Annotated in this window: 10 protein-coding genes; 1 reads left to right on the forward strand and 9 read right to left on the reverse strand. The window is 36.6% G+C overall.

Annotated features, from left to right (window positions below):
- Positions 1-161: 161 nt before the first annotated feature.
- The 9 genes from QZV68_RS09375 to QZV68_RS09415 form a co-directional block, all read right to left on the reverse strand.
- Complete coding sequence (locus QZV68_RS09375) at positions 162-851, reverse strand: acyltransferase family protein (protein ID WP_363137262.1); 690 nt, start codon at positions 849-851, stop codon at positions 162-164.
- A gap of 56 nt (positions 852-907) precedes the next feature.
- Positions 908-1,153, reverse strand: a complete 246-nt coding sequence (locus QZV68_RS09380) for an acyltransferase family protein (RefSeq protein WP_296880743.1) — start codon at positions 1,151-1,153, stop codon at positions 908-910.
- 83 nt (positions 1,154-1,236) lie between these two features.
- Positions 1,237-2,211, reverse strand: coding sequence for a glycosyltransferase family 2 protein (locus QZV68_RS09385; RefSeq protein WP_296880744.1), 975 nt, complete (start codon positions 2,209-2,211; stop codon positions 1,237-1,239).
- Between the two features lie 69 nt (positions 2,212-2,280).
- On the reverse strand, positions 2,281-2,787 hold the full coding sequence (locus QZV68_RS09390) for a hypothetical protein (RefSeq protein ID WP_296880745.1): 507 nt from the start codon (positions 2,785-2,787) through the stop codon (positions 2,281-2,283).
- Between the two features lie 354 nt (positions 2,788-3,141).
- Positions 3,142-3,825 carry an amino acid ABC transporter ATP-binding protein gene (locus QZV68_RS09395; RefSeq protein ID WP_296880746.1) on the reverse strand — a complete coding sequence of 228 codons (684 nt, stop codon included), beginning with the start codon at positions 3,823-3,825 and terminating at the stop codon, positions 3,142-3,144.
- 11 nt (positions 3,826-3,836) lie between these two features.
- Complete coding sequence (locus QZV68_RS09400; protein WP_296880747.1) at positions 3,837-4,487, reverse strand: amino acid ABC transporter permease; 651 nt, start codon at positions 4,485-4,487, stop codon at positions 3,837-3,839.
- A 29-nt stretch (positions 4,488-4,516) separates the two neighbouring features.
- On the reverse strand, positions 4,517-5,353 hold the full coding sequence (locus QZV68_RS09405; protein WP_296880748.1) for an amino acid ABC transporter substrate-binding protein: 837 nt from the start codon (positions 5,351-5,353) through the stop codon (positions 4,517-4,519).
- A 402-nt stretch (positions 5,354-5,755) separates the two neighbouring features.
- Positions 5,756-6,592, reverse strand: a complete 837-nt coding sequence (locus tag QZV68_RS09410) for an amino acid ABC transporter substrate-binding protein (protein WP_296880749.1) — start codon at positions 6,590-6,592, stop codon at positions 5,756-5,758.
- A 74-nt stretch (positions 6,593-6,666) separates the two neighbouring features.
- Entirely contained in the window at positions 6,667-8,013 is a 1,347-nt protein-coding gene (locus QZV68_RS09415) for a Gfo/Idh/MocA family oxidoreductase (RefSeq protein WP_296880750.1), read from the reverse strand.
- A 117-nt stretch (positions 8,014-8,130) separates the two neighbouring features.
- Between QZV68_RS09415 and QZV68_RS09420 the strand changes: the two genes are divergently transcribed.
- Positions 8,131-10,596, forward strand: a 2,466-nt coding sequence (locus tag QZV68_RS09420) for a CDP-glycerol glycerophosphotransferase family protein (RefSeq protein WP_296880751.1), incomplete at its 3' end; no start/stop codon positions are given.

The following is a 10,596-nucleotide window of genomic DNA, read 5'->3' on the forward strand; positions in this document are numbered from 1 at the left end:
AAAATAAATGAAAATTTGCAAAAAAATAAGAAAAATAATAAATATTAGGCTAAAAAATTTTTCGACGAAAAATCAAAAATCAATTTTGGCGGACACTCTGAACATAAAAAAAGAAAGAAACATTAGAAAGAATTTCAGAAAAAATCCCTTCTAAAAAACATTTAGGATACTCTTTTTGTCAAAAGATTAAATACGACATCAGTCAGCTTATTCATGGCCACAGTTACAAAGTCCCTTGACAGTATGAAGACAATTGCAAGTGATGCGACAACGGCAAATATCATGAATACCTTACCGTCGTTAATGTGTAACATCTTGTAGTTTACATAGATAATCTTTACCAGATAGACATGCAAAATATAAACGGCCATTGAATTTTGACCAATCTTTGTTATGAATGTATTTCTATTTGAAACAAAGTAATGCAATAACAGTGCAAAAGCAGTTCCTAAAAACAGAATGACTGCCCTACTAATAAATCCGAAATTGTTTGCATAATGTGAATTCATGGCAATTACCTTAAACGGGAATTGCAGAACTGCAAGATAACAACCGAGAATTACCAGAACAGCAATTAATACTACAATAACCTTTTTGCTGAAGATATTTGCTATTGAAGGATAGCTGTTTTGAATTTTGGCCGTGATGTCCTCATAGTAAAAACCGATGAGGAAGACAGGTGTGAATGCAAAGAACCTTGGAATTTCAAAGTAAGGCTCGAAATCGATGAATCCTATAAACAATGCCAAAATGACTGCAATTATTATAGGATACTTAAGCCTGTCATATATAGGCAATGCCATTTTCATAAAAAACAATACAATCAGGAACCATAGCGCAAATGTAGGCACTACAAACAGCTTCCATCCATAAGGTATACCTATTGCTATTGAAAAGAAAGTGTATACTATATTGAAATCAGATAGGGTATTATCAATCGCTTGAATGCTTTAATCGGTTGATCAGGACCGATTTTTGCGAAATATCCTGCTACAAAAAAGAATATCGGCAAATGAATTATATATAAAAAGTTATGTACCAGCTGGACATTATGGAACTTCTGAACAAAAAGCATATGCCCCAGGACAATAAAGAATATTGCGATTCCCCGCATATTGTCAAATTTATAAATTCTTTCCGTACTATTAATCATTTATTTAACACCATTTTAACTTTATACTTATTAATATATGTCCAATAGTTAATAAATATTTAAATTAAATTGTAAAAATGCCCCTATTCATTTTGCATTTTGCGAAAATCATCATATGACTGTGATTTCAGGATGTCCAAAAAGAATTTCCTTTTCACCGGCCCCAGGTTTTCAAGGTAATCATCATAGTATGGAGTAGTTTTGATGGCTTCGTAGTCCTTTTTTATTAGACTGTAAAGCTCCGGGCGGTATTTATCTTCAATGCCCATCAGAGCATAGCGGGGACCATTGACCTTAAATGCAATAAGGTCAAACTTATATTTTTCATACCATCCGTTTTCAATGAATATGTCCATCAGAATCTGACCTGCAGGAACTGTATCAAGGAATTTTGCGTCGACAGATTCTGTGATTGATCCGTCATGCTTTCTTCTAACATAGAGATGTTTCTTAATTATGGATATCCTTTCGGCTTTAAGGAAAGTATAAAAGAAGAATGGCATATCCTCAAAATAGATTCCCCCAGGAAACCTTGCATTAATTCTTTTTAAAAACTCGCCGTTGAATATCTTCTGGCATGCGCTTACTGATATATCGAAGAGGAAATTACTGCACTCATGAGGATTGAATACTCTGTCCTCAAAGCCATCATCGAAGCTGTTTAAATCAAACCAGTCGTTTTGGCTGTAGCTGCCGTTGAAGTATTTCATTATCTGAAAGATGGTGATGTCAGTATCTGATTTTTTGGCTTCCGCATAGGCAGTCTTTAATGCATCCATGCAAAACCAGTCGTCAGCATCCAAAAACATCACGTATTCTCCGCAGGCAATGTCAAGGCCCCTGTTTCTTGCCTGTCCGGGACCCTGGTTATTCTGGCTGATGACTCTTATTCTTTCATCATCATATGAACCAGCTATTCCTAACGTTTCGTCTGTTGAACCGTCATCTACAATAATCAGTTCAAAATCCTCCAGTGACTGGCTCAAAACCGATTCGATTGCCTTTTCAATATATTCCTGGCCGTTGAAAACAGGCATGATAATGGATATTCTAGTCATTGGATAATGTTATGTAGAAATTGTCTTAAATATTTGATTGAAAAATAAAAAAAGAAAAAGTGTATTCAACTAGAAGGTTTGGGTACCGCTAGTCGGCGTAAGGGATACACTTTTTGTGTCTAAAAGATTTGAATTGCTGTCATAAAGGTTGATTGTTGCATGATCTGGATAATATGCGTATGCATCTGCACTTTGCACTTCAAGATATCCGTCGGAGTGAACAGTAACAGGCACCATATTACCGTTATTCAAAGTGGAACCGTCCCTGCTGTACCATATCTGAAGAATAACGCTTTTGCCGGCATGTTCTTTACCTACATATATATGTGCATAGGTCAAATCACTCAGTTCACTGCCTGTCGAGAAGCTTCCACCCTGTATTTTCATTGCTGTTGATTGTGGTTTGGCCACTTTATCATTGCTTGACTGGGAGGAACTGGATTGTGATGAAGAGCCCTGGTCAGCCTGAGAAGCGGAATCTGATGCGCCGCTCTGGGAAGGTGAACTTTCCTGTGAGTGTGAACCGTTACCGAATCCCTGAAGATATATGAAAGCTCCCGCCAAAACCACAACCACTACAATCAATGCAACAATAATGATTTTGGAGTTGTCGGATTTTTTTTTTTACAAAATTTGGCTCCCTCGTTATTTTCGGCATTGCACTTAGGACATTTCATAAGAAAATAATACCTCACAACAATATTTCGATAATAATACTTTATCCACAATATTAAATAAACTTAATCTTAACATTCATATTCTTGCATTGCCACAGCGCTACGGATATATGAAACAAAAATATTAAACTGTTTTTTAATAGGATATTAATTTTATTATATGAATGGTTGATTAAAATGATAGTGATGTTAATGAAATTAATTAAAATAAGTGAAAAAATAAGAATTAGTGATGAAAAAGATATTGAATATCTTAATCATAGAATTTTCCAAGGAAATCCTTCATCCTCTGATTGTCTGATGAGAAAACCTCTTCAGGTGAACCTTCAACAACAATCACTCCGCCGTCCATAAAGATTATGCTGTCTGCAACATTACGGGCAAAAGCCATTTCGTGGGTAACGATAACCATTGTCATGTGCTCTGCTGCAAGCTCACGGATAACCTCCAGAATCTCCCCTGTCAGTTCAGGGTCAAGTGCGGATGTAGGTTCGTCGAAAAACAGTATGTCCGGATTCATGGCAAGGGCTCTTGCAATGGATACACGTTGTTGTTGTCCTCCGGAAAGTTCGCATGGATAAGCGTCTTCCTTGTCTTCAAGACCCATTTTCTTCAAAAGGTCTCGGGCATGATTGAATACTTCAGTTTTGTCCCTTTTCTGAACCTTTATCGGTGCATTGGTAATGTTTTTCATTACTGAATGATGCGGGAACAGGTTAAAGTTTTGGAAAACAAGACCGAAGGTTCCGTCAAAATTTATCTCGCCGCTGTCTTCCTGTTCAAGATCTGTTATGCATCTGAGCAATGTTGATTTTCCTGAACCGGACGGTCCGATAATTGCCAGTACCTCACCCTTTTCAACATTAAGAGAAATATCCTTTAGAACCACGTTATCATTAAAACTTTTTTTAAGATTTTTAACTTCAAGCAAACTCATAAATATTCCCCCTATTCATAATAATCAAGTCTATTTTCAATACGTTCCATTACGAATGCAACCAATATGTTGAATAAGTAATAGAATATACCTGCAACCATCAATGCAGCGATTGATGCATCTGCAGCCGCAATCTGCTTGGCGACTGTAAACATTTCAGGAATTGCAATAACAAATGAAAGTGAAGTATCTTTAACGAGCGTAATAACTTCATTAGTAATTGAAGGAAGAACCACTTTAATCACTTGAGGCAGTATGATTATGAAAAATGTTTCCAACCTGCTATATCCCAATACCTGAGCAGCTTCATATTGTCCGCTGTTTATAGATTCTATTCCACCTCTATAGATTTCAGCGAAATAAGCTGCATAGTTAATTGTAAATGCAATGATTACTGCAATGAATCTATAATCACTGGAAAGGGTCATTCCAAATAGGTAATAAGGTCCGAAAAATACTACAATCAGCTGGAGCATCAATGGAGTACCTCTCATGATGGAAATATAAATCTTTGCAATCCATCTGAGCGGTGAAAACCTGCTCATCCTTCCTCCGGCAACGACTAAACCGAGAGGAAGAGAGAATAGCAAGGTGAGCAGAAATATTTCTATGGAGGTAACCATACCTCCAAGCAACTGTTCAATTACTGTACTCAATATCATATAACTAATTCTCCCCTCATTTCACTAATCTATTTCGGTTGGATTAAGGCATCTTGAGAGATACCGTATTTTTGTGCAATTTTAGCGACAGTACCGTCTTTGAACATTTCATCCAAGGTGGTTTGTACTTTGTCTTTTAATGCATCATTGCCTTTTTTGAATCCTATACCATATTTTTCGGTTGTGATGGATTCATTCAATATTTTGAAGTCATCTGCAGAAGCGTTTTTGTTTTTAATGTCGTATTCTGCAACTCCAATATCCATAGCCACTGCATCACATGCACCTGATTCTAAGTCCATGAATGCTGTGTTATAGTCAGCTACTTCAGTCAAAGTAGCGAATTTGTCCTTGATTGTTTTGTTGTCTCCGTTAAGAGCAGCTAATGCTGATGAATCTTTTTGTGTTTCAACAGTTTTACCGGACAAATCACTGATTTTGTTAATGCTGGAATTGGATTTTACAACAAATATCTGTTTGTTGTCGAAATATGGGTTGGACCATAGGTAGTCGTTTTCCCTTCCGTCGATGGTGAATCCGTTCCAGATACAGTCAATGGATCCGGAGTTTAATTCAGCATCTTTTGCATCCCAATCAATTGGTTGAGCTTTGAAAGTCCAGTTGTTTCTTTTACAAACTTCTTTTGCTAAATCTAAGTCGAAACCAGTGTAGTTTCCACTTGCGTCCTTAAATCCGTAAGGCGGGAATTCTGCATCAAAACCGACGATGAAAGTGTTTTCGTCATTTGCGGTTTGGTTGCCGCTGCTTCCCCCTCCCAAAAAGTCAAAAAATCCTGCGCTTACACTACCTACCATCATTACTGATACTAGGAGCAAAACTAAAATAAAACCTATCTTTTTATTCATTTTAAAACACCAATAGTTATAACTATATAAGTAGATTAAATCTACAATATTATATTTATTTTTTACATATTTATGTATTTATATAACCGTCAGTGATTTTTTAATGATACAAATGGAAAAGTCATCTATGACTCTTGAAATGGTGATGCCTTCACAGTCATTGCGTTAGTATTTTGAGTTCTGTTGGGGACTGACAAATGAAAAATACTCAAAATCATAATTAAACAATTTTAATCAAAACAGAAGAATCTTTTTCATTGTTGTGGTTTTATTTCAAAAAAAGATAAAAGAGAGAAAAGTAATTGAGCGGGAATATCTCTATGAAGGTAACAATGCCTCCAGAAAGCTATTCACTTAGTGTACCCAATATAATATGACTAATTCTCTCCTCATTTCACCGATCTATTTAGGTTGGATTAAGGAATCTTGAGAGATACCGTATTTTTCTGCAATTTTAGCGACAGTACCATCTTTGAACATTTCATCCAAAGTGGTTTGTACTTTGTCTTTTAATGCATCATTGCCTTTTTTGAATCCTATACCATATTTTTCGGTTTTAATGGTTTCGTTCAATATCTTGAAGTCATCTGCAGAAGAATTGCTGTTTTTAATGTCGTATTCTGCAACTCCAATATCCATAGCCACTGCATCACATGAACCTGATTTCAAGTCTTTGAATGCTATGTCAAAGTCAGCTACTTCAGTCAAATTAGCAAATTTATCTTTTATGGTTTTGTTGTTTCCATTAAGAGCCTCTACCATTGTGGAATTTTTTTGTGTTTCAACAGTTTTACCTGACAAATCACTAACATTGTTAATGCTTGAATTGGATTTTACAACAAATACCTGCTTGTTTTCAAGATATGGGTTGGACCATGTGTAGTCGTTTTCCCTTCCATCAATTGTGAATCCGTTCCAGAAACAGTCAATAGCTCCTGAGTTTAATTCCTTATCTTTTGCATCCCATTCAGTTGGTTGAGCTTTGAAGGTCCAGTTGTTTCTTTTACAAACTTCTTTTGCTAAATCTAAGTCGAAACCAGTGTAGTTTCCACTTGCGTCCTTATATCCGAAAGGGGCTAGTGTTGGTTCAAAACCAACGACGAAAGTGTTGTTGTCATTTGCTGTTTGGTTGCCACTGCTTCCGCCTCCCAAAAAGTCAAAAAATCCTGCGCTTACACTACCTACCATCATTACTGATACTAGGAGCAAGACTAAAATAAAACCTATCTTTTTATTCATTTTAAAACTCCAAAAATTATATCATGTAGATTATATCTACAATTTAGCATATTATTTTTCACATATTTAAGTATTTATATATCTTTTTGGTGATACATATTGGAAAAGTCCTCAATGACTCTTGAAATGGCGATGCTTTCACAGTCCTTGACGTTAGTATTTTGGGTTCCATTGATGATTGATAAATAGAAATCTACAAGTTCATATCGCAATCCGTCTTCATCAAAACGGAAAAAATATTTTTCATTTTTGTTGGTGTTTTCAAATCTTATTTCAAAATATGTGGTCTTCCACCATGGTGAAGGTACATAGATGTAACCTTTAGTACCTGCAATAACCAGTTCACCTTCCTTTTTAACGCCAATACCTACATTGGCACAGGCTATTGCATCATCATACTGAATAAAGGCTTTGGTATATACATCAACTCCAGTTTCCTGGTCAAAATAAGGATAAAAATCAATGCTGTTATAATCTATGCCAAGCAGTTTGAAGATGGCAATTAGGGGATAGGTAATCAGTTCATTGACGCTTCCGCCACCAACGCTCAAGTCGTATTCCCTCAATGACTTGTCTGTGACCATCTTTGTGAATGTGGCGTCAACATCCCTTATGTTTCCTATTACTCCGCTTTTTGCATAGCTGATTAGTCTTTTGAATGCATGGGCGAATGCTGTTTTTATGGCCTCATAAATCACCACATCATTTTCTCTGGCCAGGTCAAAAAGTTCTCTTGTCTGGTTTTCGGTTAATGTAATAGGCTTTTCGCACAGCACATGCTTTTTTGCCATGATTGCCTTTTTTGCAAACTCATAATGGGTTGAATGAGGTGTTGCAATATAGACTGCATCCACCTTATCTAAAAAATCATCATAGTCAGTGGTGTAGTATTCCATGTCGTTTTCATCTGCAAACTCTCGGATATGTTCATCATTTCTTCCGAAAACAGCATCGAAATTGACTCCGCTTACATATTTGGATTCCCTGATCATTCGAACGGCAATCCTTCCCGAACCTACGCAACCAATATTAAGTATTCCATATTCCCTGTTCCTCAGCTGTGTGCTGGACACTCCTTTTGTCCTTTCGAGATATACCACTTCACAGTATTCCTTGAGGTAATCGAATTTTCCAGTCCAGTCCGAACCTATTACGAACTTGTCAACTCCATATTTTTGGATATCTTCGATTTTCTGTCCGTCATATTCCTCTACGATGATTTCATCAGCCAATCCGGAATTCTTTACATTTTCTATCCGTTCAACCAGGGATTGGGTAACGTTGAGCTTTCCCCTGCTTTTGTCATAGTGTTCGGAGGTCACGCCAACAATCAGATAGTCGCCCAATTGCCTGGCCCTCTTTAGGATATTGTAATGGCCTTCATGAAATAAATCAAAAGTTCCGTAGGTAATCACTTTCATAATTTATACTTATAGTTAATATTATAAATGTTTAATTGACATATTATATCACCAAATATGTTATGAGAATTAATTTTAAGTATTAAGAATTCGATATCAGTATGTAAAGGGAATAATATGAGTAAAAATTTTAAATTTTCAATTGTGATGGCAGTATATAATAATGAAAAATACCTGAATGAAGCCATTGACTCAATTATCAACCAAACATTAAATTTCAATTCAAACGTGCAGCTGATTTTAGTAGATGATGCAAGCACTGACAATTCAAAAGGGATATGCCTCAGCTACCAAAAGGAATATCCTAACAACATTACAGTAATTTCTCAAGAAAAGGCAGGCAGCTATTCAGCCCGCAATCTGGGACTGGATCATGCATGCGGAGAATATATCAACTTCATGGATGCCTATGATGTGCTTTCCAAGGATTGCCTTCAAGAAGTGCTTGACTTCTTTTCAAGAAATCCCCACGACGATTATGATTTTGTGGCATTGCCTGTTTTATTTTTTGACCGTGTCAATTCCAGCCATTACCTGAACTACAAGTTTGAAGAATGCAAGGGGGATGTTGCAGATGTCCTTGAATGGCCTGACTTTTATCAGAATTTTGCAAATTCCATTTTCATAATGCATTCTGCAATCGAATCAATCAGATTCAATGCCAATGCAAGCTATATGGAAGATATCCTTTTTGTAAACAGGATCCTTATTAATAAGGGCAAGTATGGTCTTGTGAAAAATGCAAAATATTTCTTCAGAAAGAGTTCCGACAGGAATGCCGCCAACAGAAATTCAAAGTACACCAGGCAGTACTACATCGAACGTTTAAAAAACGGCCATCTTGAACTTATAAAATCCTCCCTTGAAAGATACGGCAAGGTTCCCGCATTCATACAGAATGTCCTCTTATTCAATCTCAACAGAATAATTGAGATTAAAAACTTCAAAAAAAGCATTTCCAGGGCATTGGATAGTGATGAAATTGATGAGTTTTACTTACTTTTGGATGAAATCCTTTCCCATATGGACGTGGACGTCATTAAAGCTCATCGCTCAATTTCAAGCAATATCAAAAAATTTCTGATATTTCTAAAAAACAGGGAATTCCACAGCGAAACAAAGGGAAGGCTTGTGCTTTTAAAGTCCGGTGAAACAACCTTAAGAAAACTGAACTCAATCAAAATAATTCTCGACATCATCGAGCTGAAGAACGGATTTTTAAACATTACAGGATCTTATGCAAGCATCTGCGACAGCAGATATATCCGAATAAAAGCAATCAAAAACTCAAACGGGAAAAAAAGCGAATTCGAATCCACATATTACAATTATGACAAGACCCCGCGCAGGACTCAGGAAGTATTGGGCTTTCCATGGTTTTTCTTCTATACCTTTGACTTGAAGATTCCGATAGCCGAAGATGAAACGGCCAGCATAGAATTCAAGGTAATATTCAATGAAAACGATGAGGACATTGCCATGAACGGACATATCATGTTCCGGCCGTATGCAAACATGTCAGAGGAAAACCCATATTTCGTCAAGGACTCAAAAATCATATCCTTTGAAGACGACAGGTTATATGTGGATGACTATTCGTTGAACAGCATGATTAAACATGAAATCGCCACTCTCAGAAATATTCTGGGCGAATTTTCATCAGTTACACTGACTGCCGCACTCTACAGGATAGCATATATCCCCTTGTTTATACTGATGGGGAATAAAAAGATCTGGATATATACCGACAGAAGAAACCAGAGCGGAGACAACGGAGAACATCTCTTCAGCTATTCCATCCAGCAGGACGATTCAGTCAAAAAGTATTTTGCAATAAAATCAGACTGCGCAGACTATAAAAGATTGAAAAAGACATACGGCAACAGGATTTTAAGATTCGGTTCTGCAAAACATAAGCTTCTCCACCTTCTTGCGGAAAAGGTCATTTCATCACATCCTGCAATAAACATCTTCAATCCTTTCCTAAAGGATGATGACACCATCAGGAACAATGACCTCAATCTATATACGGGACTCATAACTTCACAGGTATATTTCCTACAGCACGGAATTCCAAAATATGCAATGCCAAACTGGCTCAGGAAATACGACCACAATATTGCCCTGCTTCTGGCAGTTTCACAACAGGACTATGATTCATATGTGAAATACTACAATTACGATGAGGAAATCATCCAGATTTTGGGATATCCAAGATATGACTATCTGACAAATGAAAATCTTAAAAAGCAGATTGTAATCATATTCTCCTGGAGACACAAGATAAAAACCAAGGAATCCCTTCTCAAATCGGAATATTTCGCAAGAATCAACAATCTGATAAACAACGAAAGGTTTATCGAGACTGCAAGACAATACGGCTATGAAATTATCGTGAAGATGCATCCTATGATGGTCCAACACATTGATCTTTTCGACAAAAACGAGTACGTAACCTTTGATGAGGCCACAACATACCATGAGCTCATCTGCGATTCAGCGCTTATGATAACCGATTATTCATCTGTTGCCTTTGATTTTGCATTTCTAAAAAAACCTGTCATATATTATCAGTATGGTGAC

Origin of the sequence: uncultured Methanobrevibacter sp. (genome assembly GCF_902801725.1) — an archaeon.
Lineage (GTDB): Archaea > Methanobacteriota > Methanobacteria > Methanobacteriales > Methanobacteriaceae > Methanocatella.